Origin of the sequence: Halorussus ruber (assembly GCF_004765785.1) — an archaeon.
GTDB lineage: Archaea > Halobacteriota > Halobacteria > Halobacteriales > Haladaptataceae > Halorussus > Halorussus ruber.
This window is the reverse complement of sequence record NZ_SBIT01000009.1, coordinates 42,543-59,417: the sequence shown is the minus strand read 5'-3', so window position 1 is coordinate 59,417 and position 16,875 is coordinate 42,543. Positions and strand designations below refer to the sequence as shown.

Sequence of the window (16,875 nt, the reverse complement as noted above, 5' to 3'; positions counted from 1 at the left end):
TTCAGCAGGAGGGCATTAGGTTTTGTCAAGTGAGCCTGAGCAGTACGTCGTCGTGACTCACCGAGAAGTGACAGTCGTGAGAAACGAGCGGAAAGAAGTGCTCCGTCAGGGATTTGAACCCTGGTCCTTGCCGTGAGAGGGCAAGATGATTGGCCGGACTACACCAACGGAGCGTCCGTCCTGCACTTCTCGTCTGCACTCAATCGTAGTGGCACGGACTGTTTAACAGTTGCGTTTTCTCGACGCTGTGCCCCGGTTCCGCACGGTTTCGAGACTCGTAAACAGTTCACAAGAACGAAATCCCGGGTTTACAGCCGTCCAACTGCCGACATTGCCAGTTACCCGTCAGAATGAACGAAGGTGAACGATTACTCCTCGAGCGGCGACCCGGCGGCGTCGGGTTCGTGGCCTTCGAGGCTGATGATGTTCTCGCGGCCGACGCGGAGCTTGCTGATGTCGCCGTCCTCTTCCATCTCCGAGAGGAGCATGCTGACCTTCGACTTCGACCAGCCGGTCTCCTCGACGATGTTGACCTGCTTCATCCGGCCGCCGTTCTCGTCCAAGAGCTTCTTCACACGGGCCTCGTCGGTGAGTAGCTCCTCGTCGCTGACCGAGGGTTCGTTTTTGGTCGCGCCGTCGTTGCTCGTCGCCGCGGCCCCACCGCCGCCCGCGCCGTCGTCGCCGCCGGGGTTGTCGCCCTCGTTGGCGAACGACCCGAAGTCGCCCTGCCGCCACGCGAACGCGGCGGCGAGGCCCAGCAGGACGACGACCGCGCCGATGAACATCATCAGCGGCGACCAGCCGTCACCCGACGAGGGACCGGTCGCGCCCTTCGGGGTCTCGGTCTGGTTGCCGTTCTCGCCGGAACCCGACTCGTTCGTCGTGGTTGTCGTGGTCGTGGTCGTCGTGCCCGGTACCGGGTCGAACTTCACCCGCGGGCGCTGGTCGATGAAGTCGTGTTCGCCCTGCCACGTCAGCGACTCGCTGGCCGCAAGGGAGTCGCCCGAGGCCTTGGCAGGTTCCATCGGGTCGGCCGACTTGAACTGGAGGCCGGGACCGGAGTGGACGACCAGCGACTGGTTCGGCCCGACGTAGAGGCCGCCCTCGAACACGTCGCCGATGATGATGGTCTCGTCCTGCGAGTAGGTGAACCCAGTCCACTGGAAGGACATCTTGACGATGCCTCGGTTGTCGTTGACCAGACCGCCGACGTAGGCCCGCTTCTTGAAGTTCTGGGCCTTCATCGTTCGACCGGTGGTGTTCTGACCGGCGCTGGCGAGTCGCCGGGCCTGTCCCTTGAACTCCGACCACATCGCGGTCGAGTTGTTGTTGAACTCGTCGGCGAATCGCTGGAACTGCTGGCGCTCGGTCTCGTTGTTGAGCGTGCGCTGGTAGGTGAACGTCCACTCGGCGGTACCGTTCTCGTAGACGGTGATGTGGAACTCGACGCTGTCGAAGTTCTCCGCGACGCCGAGCGTCTGCGGGTTACCGTTGACAACGTTCGGGGACGCGTCGTCGCCGACCGCGTGGGGCGACGAAGCGGACATCTGGGGCGAGGCGGTCGCCTCGTGTGCGGGGCGCAGGCCGAGTACCGGCGCTACGGGGACCGTCCCGACGAGTAGCACGACTACGAGGCCGACAGCCAGCAGCCGTCTCATGTACCTTAATCCTCCATTGCCCGGTATAAAAGACCTTTTGACGTAGGCCTGTCACCGGACCACGGTTCCACCCGACACGACACGTGCTGGCGTTTCCCACGCCGTCACGTCCGAGCGCGGGTCCGAATCCAGCACCACGAGGTCTGCCCGATAGCCCTCCTCGACCAGTCCGACTTCGCCGTCGAGACCGAGCAAATCGGCGGCGTTGACCGTCGCGGCTTCGAGGGCTTCTTCCTCTGAAAGGCCGTGCTCGACCATCAGCGCCAGTTCCTCGGGGATGTCGCCGTGGTGGTTGAACGGCGTCCCGGCGTCGGTGCCCATCGCAATCGGCACTCCGGCGTCGAGGGCGTACTCGAAGGCGTCGGCCCACGCTTCCTTGGCCTCCTCGGCTTTCTCGACGGCGAACTCGGGAATCCCCTCATCGGTCCCGGCGTCCACGATGCCGTAGAGCGCCTTCGCGGTCGGCACCCAGTAGGTGCCCCGGTCGGCCATCAGTTCCGCGGCCTCGCGGTCCATGAACGTGCCGTGTTCGATGCTCGAAATCCCGGCCCGGACCGCGTTCTTCATCCCCGCGGTGCCGTGGGCGTGGGCCGCGGTCGGCACGCGCTTGGCGTTGGCGGCGCTCACGAGGGCCTCGAGTTCCTCCTCGTCCAATTCTGGCGCACCCGTCAGCGCGCCCTCGGTGAGGACGCCGCCGGTCGCCATGCACTTGACCACGTCGGCGCCGCGCTTGAGCTGCTCGCGGGCGGCCCGCTTGGCCTCGGCCACGCCGTCGGCCTCGCGGCCGAACCAGTAGCCGTGCCCGCCGGTCATCGTAATCGCCTCGCCAGCGGCGACGATGCGGGGTCCTTCCAAGACGCCCGCCTCGACCGCCTCGCGGGCGTCGAGCGCGAGCGACCCGGGCGACCCGAGGTCCCTGACGGTGGTGACGCCAGCGTCGAGCGCGTCCCGAAGATTCGCGGTCGCTCGGTAGGCCAGCGTCGCCTCGCTGTCGTCGTGGACCTCGCTGGGGTCGGCCCGCCCGTCCATCATGACGTGGACGTGGGCGTCGATTAGCCCCGGCGCGACGAACTGTCCGCTCGCGTCTATCTCCTCGTCCGGGTCGTCGGGCACATCTCCGACGCCCACGATTTCGCCCTCCTCGACCGCCACGTCGGCCTCGCGCGCCCCGTCGGCGTCCACGACGGTTCCGCCTCGCAGTACGAACATGTCTGTTCGTTCGACCGCTGCCCCCTAAATCTCGGGGTCGCGGCGAACTGTGAGTGAGATACTCAGACGCCCGACGTATCCCCCATCAGCGAGCGTCTAACCGACCACCAGCCGGAAAGCCGACGGTAACGGGACGCATCGAATCGCCCGCGCTTCCGACGGTGGGCAACAGAGCCTATTGACGTACGGAACCTGCTCTTCGAGATGACGAGACACGACGACTGGACGAACGCACAGGAGAGTCAGGAAGTCACGGTCGACGGCCACGACCTCGAAATGACCTACTACGACGAGGGGGAGGGCGACCCGGTGGTTCTGCTCCACGGCATCCCGACGTGGTCGTACCTCTGGCGGGACGTCGCCGACGCGCTGGCCGACGACCCGAGCGAGGAGTTCGTCGAGGGGACGAAGTCCCCGTGGGACTCCGAGGAGGGACTGGTCTCGCTCGTCCGGGACGCGGCCGCGACCAACACCAACCACACGACCGAACTCGACCCGAGCGAGGTGACGGCCGACGCCCTCCTGCTGTGGGGTGCGGACGACGAGTTCCAACCCATCGACTCCGCGCACCGACTGGACGAGGACATCGACTCCTCGGAGGTCGTCGGCATCGACGACGCCAACCACTGGGTGCTACAGGACCGCCCCGACCGATACGCCGACGAACTCCGGTCGTTCCTCGTCGGCGAGTCGGCCTGAGCGCGGCGTGACCGGCGCGACCGTCCGAACGGGGCTAAGAAACCTATACAATTCTTTAGGCAAACAAAGTATTTCTAAAACGATTGTATGTAATTCTCGTTCCTCCTCCGGCCCGGCGCGCACCGGGACCGGCGAAAGAGCCAACCCCCTAGCCGTCGCAGGTCCGGGTATGGATACCGACCCACTCGACGGCAAGGCGGCACTGGTCACGGGCGCGAGTTCCGGCATCGGCGAGGCGACGGCCCACGCGCTGGCCCGCGACGGCGCTCGGGTCGCGCTGGCGGCGCGGCGCGAGAAGGCGCTGGCCGACGCGGCCGAGACAATCGAGAACGAGTGGGACGCCGAGACGCTCACCGTCCAGACCAACGTCCGCAACGAGGACTCGGTCGAGGAGATGGTCGACGAGACCGTCTCGGAGTTCGGGGGCCTCGACGTGCTGGTCAACAACGCCGGGATGGCCTGCGGGGAGTCGGTCGAGAGCATGACGACCGCCGACTACGACCGCATGATGGAGACCAACGTGGACGGGGTGTTCTACGCGACCCGCGCCGCGGTGCCCCACCTCACGGAGAGCGAGGGCAACCTGATTTTCGTCGGGAGTTTCGCCGGGCAGTACCCCCGGCCGTTCAATCCCATCTACGCCGCGAGCAAGTGGTGGGTCCGGGGGTTCGCCCACAGCATCGAGGGCAACGTCGGCGCTGACGGCGTGGCGGTCACGGTGGTCAACCCCTCCGAGGTCCGGACCGAGTTCGGCGGGGCCTACGGCGAGACGTTCGCCGACCGCTTCGAGGAGGGCGAGGTGACCGAACCCGAGGAGGTCGCCGAGGCCATCGCGTTCGCCGCGAAGCAGGAGGGCTCGACCGTGAGCGAGTTGGACATCTACCGACGGGACAAGTTCTCAGGGTTCTGAAGGCGACACGTCGGAACAGTAACGTTTTGGTTCCGACGCTCGTGGTGCGTCCATGGCCGAGGTCCGGACTCGCAGGGCGTTTCTGAGCCTCGTCGGCGCGGCCGCCACGGCCGGCTGCTCGGGAATCCCGTCGTTCGCCAGTCAACCGCCGCCGGTCGCCGCCGACCCGGAGACGGACTGGGTTCAGGCGGGACGCGACGCTGGTCACGCCGCCTACGTTCCGTCCGCCGAGGGCGCTCCGTCAGAAGTTCGCTGGGAGTTCGGCCCTCACGAACACGTCTCCCGGCCCGTCGTCGTCGGGGAGTCGGCGTACGTCGTCGCGGAGGTCCCGGAGCGCGGCCTGTTCGGCCACCGGAAGTCGGACACGAAGGTCGTCCTCTTCAGAATCGACCCGGCCGACGGCACCGCGAGGCGAGTGGCGGCCACGGAAGACCGCCTCGACGGGTGGGGAACCGACGACTTCTCGTTCCACCGGGGCCGGTTCTACCTCGCCGACTACGGGTCGCTGTTCGCGCTCGACGCCCGGACCGGCAGGGAGGCGTGGCGTCGAGACGGCGTCTCGACGACCGCCAGGCCCGCCGCGGCGGACGGACTGGTCGTCCTCGGCTGTTACGACGGCGTGTGCTGTTTCGACGCCGAGACGGGCGACCGGCGCTGGCGCAATCCGATTCCGCCCCGCCGGGCCGTCCTCGACTCGCCAGCGATTGCCGACGGTCGGGTCGTCTACGTCGTAAACGACGGAGACACCACGGAACCGCCGCAGTCGGCGACAGTTCGGGCCGTCGAAGCGGAGACCGGCGAGGCGGTTTGGTCGATGGAGACCGACGCCGTCTCCTTCGGCGGGCCGGTCGTCGCGGGCGACACGGCGTATCTCGCCAACGAGAAGTACGTCTACGCCCTCGACGCGGCGACCGGTGCGCGGCGGTGGCGGACGCCGATTTCGCCCCCCGACTACTTGCTGGGGACGGACCTCTGCGTCGGCCCGGAACGCGTCTTCGTGTCCGAGAATCCGGACGACAGCAGCGGACTCACCGCCCTCTCCAGAGCCGACGGCGAGCGGGAGTGGACGCTGGACACGAGGGACGTCTGCTACCGGGCGACTCGAACGAGCGACGCCCTCTACGTCTGCGTCTCGGGCGAGCGAAACCGGCACGTCGCCGAGGACTTCCACGCCGCGCTCCTCTCGGTCAACCCCGGGAGCGGTGAGCCGTACTGGAAGTACCGGCTACGCCACTACGCGGCCGAACCGCCGGTCGCGGCTGGCGGTTCGCTCTACGTCACGCGCGGCCTCCAGAGCGGAATGTCGCTGCTCGCGTTCGGCTACTGACGCCGGTCGAGCGCCTCGGCCACCTTCTCGATGGGATGAGGAGGCTCGCCCCGAAGCTTCTCCCAGTCGCCGAGTTGCGCTCGGCACGAAGCCCCCGGCGCGACCACCGTCTCGCCGTCGCTCTCCTCGATTTGGCCGAACAGAATCTCCGCAATCGACCGGCTCATCGAGTAGTGTTCGGCCTCGTAGCCGAAGCTCCCGGCCATGCCGCAACAGCCCGAATCGAGGGCGTCCACCTCGTATCCAGCCTCGCGGAGGACGCTGGCGGCGTGGGTGTCCTTCTTGGTCGCCTTCTGGTGGCAGTGGCCGTGGTAGGTCAGCGTCTCGTCGGGCGCGGAGAGCGGCAGGTCGAACTCGAAGGTGTTCAGGTACTCGCAGACGCCGTAGGTGTTGGCGGCGACGCGCTCGGCGGCGGTGGTGAGGTCTGAATCGGAGTCGCTGTTTTCCAACCCCGCTTCCGGGTCGGCGGTCCGGGGTTCGGTGTACTGCTCGCCCGAGCGACTGGCCTCCGGCCCCTCCGCCCCGAGGAGGTCGAGGTAGTCCGACTGGACCATTACGGCGTCGGAGGGTTCGACCACCACCACGTCCCAGCCGTCTCGGACCTTCGGCGCGAGCGCCGAGACGTTGGTCCTCGCGCACTCGCGCGACTCGTCTAGAAAACCCTTCGAGTGGGCGGGCCGCCCGCTGTCGGTCACGTCGGCCGGGATGCGGACGTGAATCCCGGCGGCTTCGAGGACGCGGACCGCGGCCTTGCCCGCCTCGGGGTGGTTGTAGTCGGTGTAGGTGTCGGGGAAGAGCGCGACTTTCCGGGTGGCTTCGGCCGCCGAAACCTGAGGTCCGCCCCGCGCCTCGAACCAGTCGGTCAGGGTCTCGCGGTGGAAGGTCGGCAGGCTTCGCTCGCTGGCGATGCCGAGAGTGCGCTCCATCAGGTCCCGAGCGCCGGGAACCTCGCTCGCCCAGTTCGAGAGGGGCGCGAGCGCGCTCCCGACCTTCGAGAGCGTACCGACGTTGGCGAAGAGTCTCTCGCGGAGGCCCGCGCCGTGGCGCTGGTGGTACTCGTGTTCGATTTCGGCCTTGAGCTTCGCCATGTCCACCTCCGAGGGGCAGTCGCGGGCGCATCCCTTGCAGCCGATGCAGAGGTCCATGACCTCGCTCATGAACTCCACGTCGAACTGCTCGTTTTTCGGCAGGTCGCCGCTCATCGCCTGCCGGAGCATGTTCGCCCGGCCTCTGGTCGAGGTCACCTCCTCGTCGGCCGCGCGGTAAGTCGGGCACATCACGCCCCCGGTGGTCTCCTGACCGCCGCGACAGCCGCCGCAGCCGTGGCAGAGTTCGACCATGCCTTCGAATCCGTTCTCGTTCTCCCAGTTCAACTCGGGGGCGAACCCGGCCGAGAACTCGTAGTCCGGGTCGAACCGGAGGTTCTCGGTCATGTCGTGGTCGCCGCAGACGTTGCCCGGGTTCAGGAGCCAGTCGGGGTCGAAGGCGGTTTTGAGGTCGCGGAAGACTCCCCAGACCTCCTCGCCGTAGAGCTTGCGGTTCCACTGGGTTCGGGCGCGACCGTCGCCGTGTTCGCCCGAGACCGACCCGCCGTACTCGACCACGAGGTCGGTGGCTTGGTCGGCAATCGCCTCCATCTGGTTGACGCCCGCGGGGGACTTGGTGTTCACGAGGGGCCGGATGTGGAGACACCCCGGTCCGGCGTGAGCGTAGAAACTGGCGAAGGTGTCGTTGTCCTCCAAGACCTGCTGGAAGTCGGCGACGTACTCCGGCAGGTTCTCGGGCGGGACCGCGGCGTCCTCGATGAACGAGATGTGCTTGGCGTCCGAGGTTCGAGACAGCAGAATCGGGAGGCCGGACTTCCGGAGCTTCCAGAACCGGGCGCGCTCGGCGTCGTCGTGGGCCTCCATCCCGGCGAAGGCGAGGTCGCCCTCGCGGTCCGCCCGGAGGGCCTGGACTTTCTCCTTGCCCGCCTCGTCGCTCTCGGCGTAGAACTCCACGAGGAGGACCGAGTCGGTCCCCTCGGGGAGCATCTCGACCACGTCGGCGAACTCCTCGGTGTCACGCGCGAGGTCGATGAGAACGTCGTCCAGCACCTCGACCGCGGAGGGGTCGTGTTCCAGAATGGGCGCGACGTCCTCCATCGCGTCGAGCAGGTCCTCGTAGGCGAACAGCGCCATCGACTTGGTCTCGGGGACCGGTTCGAGGCCGACTTCCGCCTCGGTGACGATGGCGAGGGTTCCCTCGCTCCCGGCGAGGAGTCTGGCGAGGTTGACCGTCCCCTGCTCTGCTTCATCGACCAATCTGTCTAGATTGTACCCCGAGACGTTGCGCTTGAGTTGCGGGTAGACCTCGTCGATTTTCTCGGCCTCGTCGTCCACGATGCGGGCGACTTCGGCGTAGATGCGGGACTCTAAATCGCCCTCGGGGTCGCCCTCCTCGCGGAGTTCGGCGAGGTCCATCTCGCCGAAGGTCGTCACGGTCCCGTCGGCGAGGACGACCTCGCACTCCTCGACGTAGGCGTCGGTCTTGCCGTACTTCAGCGAGTGGCTCCCGGTCGAGTTGTTGCCGATAGCCCCGCCCAAGGCCGACTTGTCGCCCCACGCGGGGTCCGGCGCGAACTTCAGGCCGTGGGGCGCGAGTTCCTGATTCAACTCGCCGAGAATCGCGCCGGGTTGGGCGCGAGCGGTGGGATTCTCGCCTTCGGGTTCGACTGCGAGGACCGAATCCATGTACCGCGTGAAGTCCAGAATCACGGCCTCGTTGACCGACTGCCCGGCGAGGCTGGTGCCCCCGCCGCGAGGCAGGACCGGAATCTCGCGGTCGGCGCAGTACTCCATCACCGCCGCCACGTCGTCGGTCGATTCCGGGAAGACGACCCCGATGGGCGTCACCTCGTAGGCGCTGGCGTCGGTCGCATAGAGCTGTCGAGAGTAGCTGTCGAACCGCACGTCGCCGTCAACGAGGTCGCCGAGGTCCGAGACGAGTCCCGAGCGCGCGACCTCCTCCGAGCGGTAGTCGTACTCCGCCTGCGGGTCGCTGGCCGGGTCTCCCGCGTCGTGCGTAGCCATACCGCGGGGGTACGGACGGTAGGCCGAAAAGTGGTGCGTTCGGGGAACCTCTTCGCGCCGCCGCTCGACACCGAACTTCTCCATCCTAGACAAGTTATAACACTCCGCACGACCACCGACCCCGTATGGACGACTCCTCCGAACCCTTCGGGCCGAATCGCCAGCGCGAAATTTACGCTGGCGGGATGCTCGCCGACCAGCGCCCCGAGATGCCGATTTCGCCCGACGAACTCCGCGAGGAGGCCCTCGAAGCCCTCTCCGAGGAGGCCTACGCCTACGTCGCGGGGAGCGCGGGCGGCGAGGACACCGCCGACCGGAACCGCGAGGCCTTCCGGCGGTGGCGCATCGTCCCGCGGATGCTGCAGGACACCGCCGAGCGCGACCTCTCGGTCGAAGTACTCGGCGAGGAGATTCCCGTGCCGGTCCTCCTCGCGCCCATCGGCGTCCAGTCAATCATCCACGAGACGGGAGAGTTCGCCAGCGCCCGGGCCGCCAGCGACGTCGGGGTCCCCTTCGTCTCCAGTTCCGCGGCCTCGGCCACGATGGAGGACGTGGCCGACGAGTTGGGCGACGGCACGGGGTGGTTCCAACTCTACCCGAGCAAGGACCCGGACGTGACCGCGAGTTTCCTCGAACGCGCCCAGCAAGCGGGCTACGAGGCGGTCGTGATGACCCTCGACACGCCGACGATGGGGTGGCGCGAGCGCGACGTGGAGAACGCCTACCTGCCCTTCCTCGACGGCGAGGGGGTGGCGAACTACCTCTCGGACCCGGCCTTCCGCGAAACGCTTTCCGCGCCGCCCGAGGAGGACGAATCGACCGCCCTCTGGGAGTTTATCGAGCAGTTCGGCGACCTCTCGATGGACTGGGAGACGGTCGAGTTCGTCCGAGAGCAGACCGACCTGCCCCTGATTTTGAAGGGCCTCCTCCACCCCGAGGACGCCCGCGAGGCGGTCCGCCGGGGCGCGGACGGCATCGTCGTCTCGAACCACGGCGGTCGGCAGGTAGACGGCGCGATTTCGGCCATCGAGGCGCTCCCCGAAATCGTGGAAGCGGTCGAAGACGAGCGCGCGATGGAGGACGAGGACGACGACTTCGCGCTCCTGTTCGACAGCGGGATTCGCCGCGGGGCAGACGCCATCAAGGCCTTGGCGCTGGGGGCCGACGCGGTCCTCCTCGGGCGACCCTACGTCTACGGCCTCGCAATCGACGGCGAGGACGGAGTTCGGGACGTGGTCCGGAACTTCCTCGCGGACTTGGACCTGACGCTGGCGCTGGCCGGGCAGGACTCTGTGGAGGGGTTGGACCGGTCGGTGCTACAGGAGAAACAATAAGTCGTATTTGGGGAGCGTAATCAGATGAGAAGGAATGCTCCCACGACGACGAGGAGGATTGCAGTCGCCAGTAACGGCTTGTTTTCGAGTGCTTTCTGGTGCAGTCCCATCTCGTCGTACTCTGCGCTGAACTCCTCCAGATTCTCCTCGTCGTAGAAGTACTTTTTCCGGAACGCGAACCGCTCCGTTATCGCGCATCCCGTACAGACTGGTTCCCCTTCTACTCGCTCGGTTTTGACGTGTCGTCGGCAGTTGATACTGCCGCAGTTGTCGCAGTAGGTATGCTCGGTCCACGAATTTCGTCCGCAATGGACACACTCGTTGATATCGTTCTCGATAGTTTCACGAGATGGTCCAGCGGCGTAGTACTCAAGCGAATAGGAGTAATTCTGTAACGTCACTTCTGATTCGATACGAGGGAGATAGACCGGTGAAATCGACTCGACAGATATGTCGGACAGATTCGGTTCACACTCTTTCGTGTACGTGACGTTGTTATCACCAGTATACTCTACAGTCTCGGTGTACCTCGATTGGAGGCGGCGAACTGCCCAGTCTTTGTACTCAGTCTCGGTTTTCCCGAACCGCTCGACGGATACGTCGTCGAACGACTGCTGAATCCGGGGGTTCTCGATTTTGACCGTGTGTCGTTGTCCGTTCGAGATGAGGTTCGCTATCGACGAATCCAACAACGACGACCGACCGCGCTCGGCGCGAACTACGAAGTGGTCGTTTTCGTGTACCCGATTGATAACGCCGACCGTCGTCTCGAAAACAGCGTTTACGCTCGCCTGAATCGAGACGACCGGTTTGAAAGTGACCGACGAGTCCAACTCGGGGAGATTTCGGGTATCGAAGTTCTGAATCGACTGGAACGCTTCTTCCACGGGAGCGTCGAGGCTACTCGACGGGTCGATGGGACGAAGTGTTCGCTCGCAGAGAATCTCGATGCGGCCGTTGTAGAGGTCGAGACCCACCTCGTCCGCTATCTCTCGGAGGTCAGTCCCGTCCATGAGTTCGACGGTGTGTTCGTTCCCGTTCCGCCGGAGTTTGTCGGCGTACTCGATTGCCTGGTCGGTGAACCGCCCCGTCGTCACGATAATTCCGCGTTTCGGACCGTCGTAGTCGTAGGTGGCGACGGCAGAGTGGAGTTTCTGCACGACTGGGCGACCGATTTTTTGTTGGTGTTTGCACTCGACGACGACACCGCGTTTTCGCCCGTCGATGAACTCCTCCATCAGAATATCCCGTCCCTCGTCGCCCGTTTTCTTCGACTGTCTCACATTTTGGTAGCCGAGGTTTCGAAACACGTCCTCCATTACGTCCTCGAACTCGTGACCGGATAGTTCGTCAAGTATTGGCACGGTATAAACATGTGTCCAATACCGAATATATCCTCTGGTAGTAATTATGGTCTGTTGAGGGAAAGATTCGAGTCCGCAGACCCCTCGTTTGACGGTCTACCAGTCCGAAGCTCCCGGCATGAACGTCCATTGGCACCGCCGGGACCTCCGGGTCGCGGACAACCGGGCGCTTGCCGAGGCCGCCGCGGACGGCGAGGTCCTGCCCGTGTTCGTCCTCGACCCCGACGTGCTGGCTCACGCCGGGCCGCCCCGGGTGGCCTTCCTCCTCGGCGCGCTCGAATCGCTCCGGGCGGACTACCGCGAGTTGGGCGGGGACCTGCTGGTCGTCCGAGGAGACCCCCGCGAGGAGTTGCCCCGAATCGCCGACGAGCGCGGGGCCGACGCAATCTACTGGAACCGCGACTACTCGGGGCTGGCGGCCGAGCGCGACAGCGAGGTCCGCCTCGCGCTGGACGACGCAGGAGTTTCGCGGGCGGCCTACCACGACGCGCTCTGCCACGAACCGGGGTCGATTCGGACCAACAAGGGCGAACACTACTCGGTGTTCACCTACTTCTGGAAGAAGTGGCGCGACCGCGAGAAGGACGACCCCTTCGACGCGCCCGAGGCGGGGGAAGTCGTGAGTCCCGAGACGAGTTCGCTGCCGACGCTGGCGGCCCTCGGCTTCGACGACCCCGAGGCCGAGACTCCTCCGGCGGGGACCGAGGCGGCCCGGAATCGTCTTCAGAAATTCTGCGAGGACGCCATCTTCCGGTACGCCGAGGACCGAGACTATCCCGCCAGAGAGGGGACCTCCCGGCTCTCGCCCCACCTCAAGTACGGGACCATCGGGATTCGAGCGGTCTGGCAGGCGACCGAGGAGGCGATGGAGCGCGCCGAGGGGCACCCGAACCGAGGAGGGACGGACGACGATCCCGAACCCGAGGAGGGAACCGAGGCCGCGTCGGTCCGAGCGTACCAGAGCCAACTCGCGTGGCGGGAGTTCTACGCCCACGTCCTCTCGGCCCGGCCCGACGTGGTGAGTCGCAACTACAAGTCCTACGAGAACGACATCGGCTGGCGCGAGGACGCCGAGGCCCTGCAAGCGTGGAAGGACGGCCGGACCGGCTACCCCATCGTGGACGCGGCGATGCGCCAACTCCGCCGGGAGGCGTACATGCACAACCGCCTCCGGATGGTCGTCGCCTCCTTTCTGACGAAGGACCTCCTGCTGGACTGGCGCGAGGGCTACGACTGGTTCCGCGAGAAACTGGTGGACCACGACACCGCCAACGACACCGGGGGCTGGCAGTGGGCGGCCTCGACCGGCACCGACGCCCAACCGTACTTCCGCATCTTCAACCCCATGACGCAGGGCGAACGCTACGACCCCGACGCCGAGTTCATCCGCGAGTACGTGCCGGAACTCCGAGACGCCGCCCCGAAGGAGGTTCACGGCTGGCACGAACTCGCTCCCGACGAGCGCGAGGAAATCGCGCCGGACTACCCCGCGCCAATCGTGGACCACAGCGAGCGCCGCGAGGAGGCGATTGCGATGTTCGAGCGAGCCCGAGGCGAGTGAGGGCGTTCCGATTGGCCTCGATACGGGGTCTTCGTGGACCGTCGCAGGACCCAGAAAACCCACACCGGGATTCTACCCCCAATTCACTCGACCGATTCCGGGGGTCGAGGCCTATCGTAGGTCTCCCGGAGCGTGTCGGCGAACTGCCCGCCCTTCCGGAGCGCAATCGTCACGATGACGAACTCCCGACTCGCGGGTCTGAGGACGAACACCTCCCGAGGAGCCTCGCCCTCCTGCTCGTTGACCCTGTCCACCAGCGGTTCGAGCGGGCGCTCGCCGTCGCGGAAGGACTCGAACGTGGTCCCGTCCTCGGCGAAGACGTAGAGGACGCCGTTGACCTCGTTGTCGGTGTTGCGGGTCACGCGACTGTTCATCGAGTCGCCCGCGAGGCGGGCCTCGGACCACGCGTCTTGGGCCACGTCGAAGACCGGTTCGATGTCGTCGGCGAAGGCGTAAAGCGTCGGCCTACGCACCGACAGCGAGCGAATCGTCGGTTCCGAGGTGGACCAGTCCAGTTCGGCGTCCGCGAGGTAGCCGGGGCGGACCTCCTCGACGCTCACGTCGTGGCCCTCGCTGGCGGTGACGACGGCGTCGTAGGTCTCGCGGTCGAGCAAGCGAAGCCGTCCGGCCTCCGGGGCGGCGAGTACGCGATAGCTCCGGGCGTCCTCCATACGTCCAGTAGGGTCCGACGGCGGGAAAAGCCACTCGCATCGGTGACGGGTGTAGTCGAGATTAGCGACAACTAACTATCTTCTTCCCACTTATTTATATTTCTAAAAGACAACTAAATATTTTCTTGTCGAATCTCGAACGCTGACCGAACGCGACATCCCCGCTACCGAATAAGGTTTAGGTCTTCCAATACCATACAAGGGTATCGATGACGAAGCAGACGACTCGACGTGCCCTCCTGGCTGGAACGACCGCCGCCCTCACCGGACTCGCTGGCTGTTCGAGCATCTCGGGTCTGGGGTCCCAATCCGACTCGAACGCGACGACCACCGAGTCGGAGTCGGCGATTAGCGACTCCCCGATGCACGCCGCCAGCGGCGAGACCGGGTTCGGCATCGACCTGAGCGGAAACCCCGTGATGGGACCGAACGACGCCCCCGTGGACGTCTACTACTGGACCGACTTCCAGTGTCCGTTCTGCAAGCGATTCGAGCAGAACACCCTCCCGAAACTCATCGAGAACCACGTTACTGAGGGGAAAATCCGGTTCGCCTTCCTCGAAATGCCCAACATCGGCGAGGCCTCGCGGCCCGCCGCTCGAATGGGCAAGTGCGTCTGGCGGCAGGTCCGCGAGAGCAACCCCGGCGCGTACCTCGACTGGCACTCGTCGGTCTTCGACGCCCAAGCGAAACCCAACTCGGGATGGGCGAAGCAGGGCAACCTCCTCGACATCACGAAGAACGTCGGCGGTGTCGACGCCGACGCGGTCCAGTCCTGCCTGCAATCCAACCGCTCGTGGGCGCAGTCCGCCGTCGATGACGACGTGAAGGCGGCCCAGCAGAGCGGCATCAGGGCCACGCCCGCGTTCGTCCTCTACAACCCCGAGTCCGACAAGGCGGGCAAAATCGTCGGCGCACAGCCCTACGACCGGTTCGAGAGCGCCATCGAGAAGGTCAAAAACGCATGACTGGGGAGAGTGAGAACGCATGACAGTGACCGACTCGGCCGAGCGATTCGGCGGGCAACTCCAGGGCGCGCTGGCCTACCCCTTCGAGTCGGGGCGGCGGGCGCTCGCTGTCGGCGCAATCGGCGTCGTGACCTACGTCCTGCTCATCTTCTCGACCTTCCCGCAGATGTCGATGCAGATGCTCGGCGCGGGCCTCCACTGGTTCGACGAGACCCTGATTTTGCTGACCCAGAACACCTACGCGACCAACGGCGCGACCGGCCTCGGGATGATAGTCGTCTACGCCGGTCTCACCGGCATCGCAATCGTCAACACCGCCGGACAGGTCCGGACGATGGGTGTCTCCAGCGCCTCGGACTTGGTGGGCGTGCTTCCGGGGTTGGTGGCCTCGGGGTGCGCGAGTTGCGGCGCGGGACTCCTCGGCTTCCTCGGATTCGCCGGGGCGATGGCGGCCTTACCCTTCCACGGCAACTTGCTGCGGATCGGCGGCATCGCGCTCTTACTAGGGTTCCTCGCGCGCTCGGGCGACCCCAGAGAGTGCGCACTGTGAGTTGCGCTCTGCGTGTCCGCGAACCCGCATATCGCCGATTCGACCACTCGCTTAAAGCTTAACCCCGTGGCCGTTGCGCCGAGTGACGGGGGAGAACAATGGCTACTTACGAACTACCGGAGCTACCGTACGACTACGACGCGCTCGAACCGGCGATCGACCAGCGCATCATGGAACTGCACCACGACAAGCACCATCAGGGATACGTAGACGGTGCGAACGCCGCCCTCGACAAGTTGGAGGAGATGCGGGGGTCGGGCGACTGGGGCGACGTGCGCTCGGTCAAACGCAGTCTCGCGTTCAACCTCTCGGGCCACGTCAACCACACCGTCTTCTGGCAGAACATGCACCCGGACGGCGGCGGCGAACCCGGCGGCGAACTCTCCGACGCCCTCGACGAACACTTCGGCGGCTACGACCAGTTCAAGCAGGACTTCTCGCAGGCCGCGAAGGGCGTCGAAGGCTCGGGGTGGGGCATGCTGGTCTACGACCACATCGCCGACAAGCCGATCGTCGCGGCGGCCGAGAACCACCAGAATCAGCACCCGCAGGGCGCGACGCCCCTGCTGGTCTGTGACGTGTGGGAACACGCCTACTATCTCCAGTACGAGAACAATCGCGGGGAGTACGTGGACAACTTCTGGGACGTGGTGAACTGGGACGACGTGGAAGCACGCTTCCAGCAGGCCAAGCAGGCCGACACGATTCCGAAACACACCGGGTCGCACTGAGCGCCACCCGCCGGAAACATAACTCTTCTTACTTTAATCGGTTTCAGGGTCCGGGCGAAGAATCCGGGATTGAGGGCTTCAGATGCTTTATTTGCTCAATCCGAGTGGCGTGTTACCAAACGACTACTCAAAGTTTAAGAGTGAAAAGCGACTATTTAGGAGCGAGGTTCAATTATGTCTGAGCGATCCAATCCCGAACTGCCACCGCTTCCGTACGACTACGACGCGCTCGAACCCCACATCAGCGAACAGGTGCTGACGTGGCATCACGACACCCACCATCAGGGCTACGTGAACGGACTCGACAGCGCCGAGGAGACGCTGGCGGAGAACCGCGAGAGCGGCGACTTCGGCGGCACCGCGGGCGCGCTCGGCGACGTGACCCACAACGGCTCGGGTCACTACCTGCACACGCTCTTCTGGGAGAACATGGACCCCAACGGCGGCGGCGAGCCCGAGGGCGACCTCCGCGACCGCATCGAGGAGGACTTCGGCTCCTACGAGGGCTGGAAGGGCGAGTTCGAGGCCGCAGCGAGCGCCGCCGGTGGCTGGGCGCTGCTGGTCTACGACCCGGTCGCCAAGCAACTGCGCAACCTCGCCGTGGACAAGCACGACCAGGGTGCGCTCTGGGGCGCTCACCCCATCATGGCTCTCGACGTCTGGGAGCACTCCTACTACTACGACTACGGTCCGGACCGCGGCAGCTTCGTAGACGCCTTCTTCGAGGTCGTCGACTGGGACAACGTCGCCGAGCAGTACGAGAAGACCGTCGGCAACCACGAGTAAGCGCCGAACTGCCGATTTTTCTTCGCGCCGATTCAC

14 protein-coding genes and 1 tRNA gene are annotated in these 16,875 nt (G+C 65.6%); 9 read left to right on the top strand and 6 right to left on the bottom strand.

What is annotated here, in order from left to right; translation table 11 throughout:
• Positions 1–98 precede the first annotated feature (98 nt).
• The 3 genes from EPL01_RS14985 to EPL01_RS14975 all read right to left on the bottom strand — a co-directional run bounded on the left by EPL01_RS14985 (position 99) and on the right by EPL01_RS14975 (position 2,867).
• Positions 99–173: transfer RNA gene (locus EPL01_RS14985), tRNA-Glu, on the bottom strand.
• A 195-nt stretch (positions 174–368) separates the two neighbouring features.
• A complete protein-coding gene (locus tag EPL01_RS14980; protein WP_135826093.1) occupies positions 369–1,658 on the bottom strand; it encodes a helix-turn-helix transcriptional regulator in 1,290 nt (429 codons plus the stop codon).
• A gap of 51 nt (positions 1,659–1,709) precedes the next feature.
• Positions 1,710–2,867, bottom strand: a complete 1,158-nt coding sequence (locus EPL01_RS14975; protein ID WP_135826092.1) for a metal-dependent hydrolase family protein — start codon at positions 2,865–2,867, stop codon at positions 1,710–1,712.
• Positions 2,868–3,071: 204 nt separating this feature from the next.
• On the opposite strand from EPL01_RS14975, the gene EPL01_RS14970 reads away from it, so the two are divergent.
• The 3 genes from EPL01_RS14970 to EPL01_RS14960 all read left to right on the top strand — a co-directional run bounded on the left by EPL01_RS14970 (position 3,072) and on the right by EPL01_RS14960 (position 5,803).
• Positions 3,072–3,566 carry an alpha/beta fold hydrolase gene (locus tag EPL01_RS14970; protein WP_135826091.1) on the top strand — a complete coding sequence of 165 codons (495 nt, stop codon included), beginning with the start codon at positions 3,072–3,074 and terminating at the stop codon, positions 3,564–3,566.
• Between the two features lie 169 nt (positions 3,567–3,735).
• Positions 3,736–4,476, top strand: coding sequence for an SDR family oxidoreductase (locus tag EPL01_RS14965; protein ID WP_135826090.1), 741 nt, complete (start codon positions 3,736–3,738; stop codon positions 4,474–4,476).
• 52 nt (positions 4,477–4,528) lie between these two features.
• Positions 4,529–5,803: an outer membrane protein assembly factor BamB family protein gene (locus EPL01_RS14960; protein WP_135826089.1), complete on the top strand. Its 1,275-nt coding sequence runs from the start codon at positions 4,529–4,531 to the stop codon at positions 5,801–5,803.
• Here EPL01_RS14960 and EPL01_RS14955 read toward each other — a convergent pair.
• The gene (locus tag EPL01_RS14955) at positions 5,797–8,874 is read right to left on the bottom strand and encodes an FAD-binding and (Fe-S)-binding domain-containing protein (protein ID WP_135826088.1); all 3,078 of its coding nucleotides are present in this window, start codon (positions 8,872–8,874) and stop codon (positions 5,797–5,799) included. The two genes, EPL01_RS14960 and EPL01_RS14955, sit on opposite strands and share 7 nt — an antisense overlap.
• A 125-nt stretch (positions 8,875–8,999) precedes the next feature.
• On the opposite strand from EPL01_RS14955, the gene EPL01_RS14950 reads away from it, so the two are divergent.
• On the top strand, positions 9,000–10,208 hold the full coding sequence (locus EPL01_RS14950) for an alpha-hydroxy-acid oxidizing protein (protein ID WP_135826087.1): 1,209 nt from the start codon (positions 9,000–9,002) through the stop codon (positions 10,206–10,208).
• Between the two features lie 20 nt (positions 10,209–10,228).
• On the opposite strand, the gene EPL01_RS14945 is transcribed toward EPL01_RS14950, so the two are convergent.
• Positions 10,229–11,572 carry a restriction endonuclease gene (locus EPL01_RS14945; RefSeq protein WP_135826086.1) on the bottom strand — a complete coding sequence of 448 codons (1,344 nt, stop codon included), beginning with the start codon at positions 11,570–11,572 and terminating at the stop codon, positions 10,229–10,231.
• A 118-nt stretch (positions 11,573–11,690) separates the two neighbouring features.
• Here EPL01_RS14945 and EPL01_RS14940 point away from each other — a divergent pair, with 118 nt between their 5' ends.
• A complete protein-coding gene (locus EPL01_RS14940) occupies positions 11,691–13,133 on the top strand; it encodes a cryptochrome/photolyase family protein (RefSeq protein ID WP_135826085.1) in 1,443 nt (480 codons plus the stop codon).
• Positions 13,134–13,216: 83 nt separating this feature from the next.
• Here the strand turns inward: EPL01_RS14940 and EPL01_RS14935 are convergent, their stop codons facing one another.
• Complete coding sequence (locus EPL01_RS14935) at positions 13,217–13,804, bottom strand: DUF6663 family protein (protein ID WP_135826084.1); 588 nt, start codon at positions 13,802–13,804, stop codon at positions 13,217–13,219.
• A gap of 209 nt (positions 13,805–14,013) precedes the next feature.
• Here EPL01_RS14935 and EPL01_RS14930 point away from each other — a divergent pair, with 209 nt between their 5' ends.
• The 4 genes from EPL01_RS14930 (at position 14,014) to sod (ending at position 16,839) form a co-directional block, all read left to right on the top strand.
• Complete coding sequence (locus EPL01_RS14930; RefSeq protein WP_135826083.1) at positions 14,014–14,772, top strand: DsbA family protein; 759 nt, start codon at positions 14,014–14,016, stop codon at positions 14,770–14,772.
• Between the two features lie 19 nt (positions 14,773–14,791).
• Complete coding sequence (locus EPL01_RS14925; protein WP_135826082.1) at positions 14,792–15,322, top strand: hypothetical protein; 531 nt, start codon at positions 14,792–14,794, stop codon at positions 15,320–15,322.
• 98 nt (positions 15,323–15,420) lie between these two features.
• Positions 15,421–16,053, top strand: coding sequence for a superoxide dismutase (locus EPL01_RS14920; protein ID WP_135826081.1), 633 nt, complete (start codon positions 15,421–15,423; stop codon positions 16,051–16,053).
• 174 nt (positions 16,054–16,227) lie between these two features.
• Complete coding sequence (gene sod / locus EPL01_RS14915; RefSeq protein ID WP_135826080.1) at positions 16,228–16,839, top strand: superoxide dismutase; 612 nt, start codon at positions 16,228–16,230, stop codon at positions 16,837–16,839.
• Positions 16,840–16,875: the final 36 nt, after the last annotated feature.

Bases quoted from the DNA above. Each gene is read 5' to 3' on its own strand.
- EPL01_RS14955 (WP_135826088.1), bottom strand. From the start codon at position 8,874: ATGGCTACGCACGACGCGGGAGACCCGGCCAGCGACCCGCAGGCGGAG.
- EPL01_RS14970 (WP_135826091.1), top strand. From the start codon at position 3,072: ATGACGAGACACGACGACTGGACGAACGCACAGGAGAGTCAGGAAGTC.
- EPL01_RS14950 (WP_135826087.1), top strand. From the start codon at position 9,000: ATGGACGACTCCTCCGAACCCTTCGGGCCGAATCGCCAGCGCGAAATT.
- EPL01_RS14960 (WP_135826089.1), top strand. From the start codon at position 4,529: ATGGCCGAGGTCCGGACTCGCAGGGCGTTTCTGAGCCTCGTCGGCGCG.
- EPL01_RS14975 (WP_135826092.1), bottom strand. From the start codon at position 2,867: ATGTTCGTACTGCGAGGCGGAACCGTCGTGGACGCCGACGGGGCGCGC.
- EPL01_RS14925 (WP_135826082.1), top strand. From the start codon at position 14,792: ATGACAGTGACCGACTCGGCCGAGCGATTCGGCGGGCAACTCCAGGGC.
- EPL01_RS14930 (WP_135826083.1), top strand. From the start codon at position 14,014: ATGACGAAGCAGACGACTCGACGTGCCCTCCTGGCTGGAACGACCGCC.
- EPL01_RS14920 (WP_135826081.1), top strand. From the start codon at position 15,421: ATGGCTACTTACGAACTACCGGAGCTACCGTACGACTACGACGCGCTC.
- EPL01_RS14940 (WP_135826085.1), top strand. From the start codon at position 11,691: ATGAACGTCCATTGGCACCGCCGGGACCTCCGGGTCGCGGACAACCGG.
- sod (WP_135826080.1), top strand. From the start codon at position 16,228: ATGTCTGAGCGATCCAATCCCGAACTGCCACCGCTTCCGTACGACTAC.
- EPL01_RS14965 (WP_135826090.1), top strand. From the start codon at position 3,736: ATGGATACCGACCCACTCGACGGCAAGGCGGCACTGGTCACGGGCGCG.
- EPL01_RS14980 (WP_135826093.1), bottom strand. From the start codon at position 1,658: ATGAGACGGCTGCTGGCTGTCGGCCTCGTAGTCGTGCTACTCGTCGGG.
- EPL01_RS14935 (WP_135826084.1), bottom strand. From the start codon at position 13,804: ATGGAGGACGCCCGGAGCTATCGCGTACTCGCCGCCCCGGAGGCCGGA.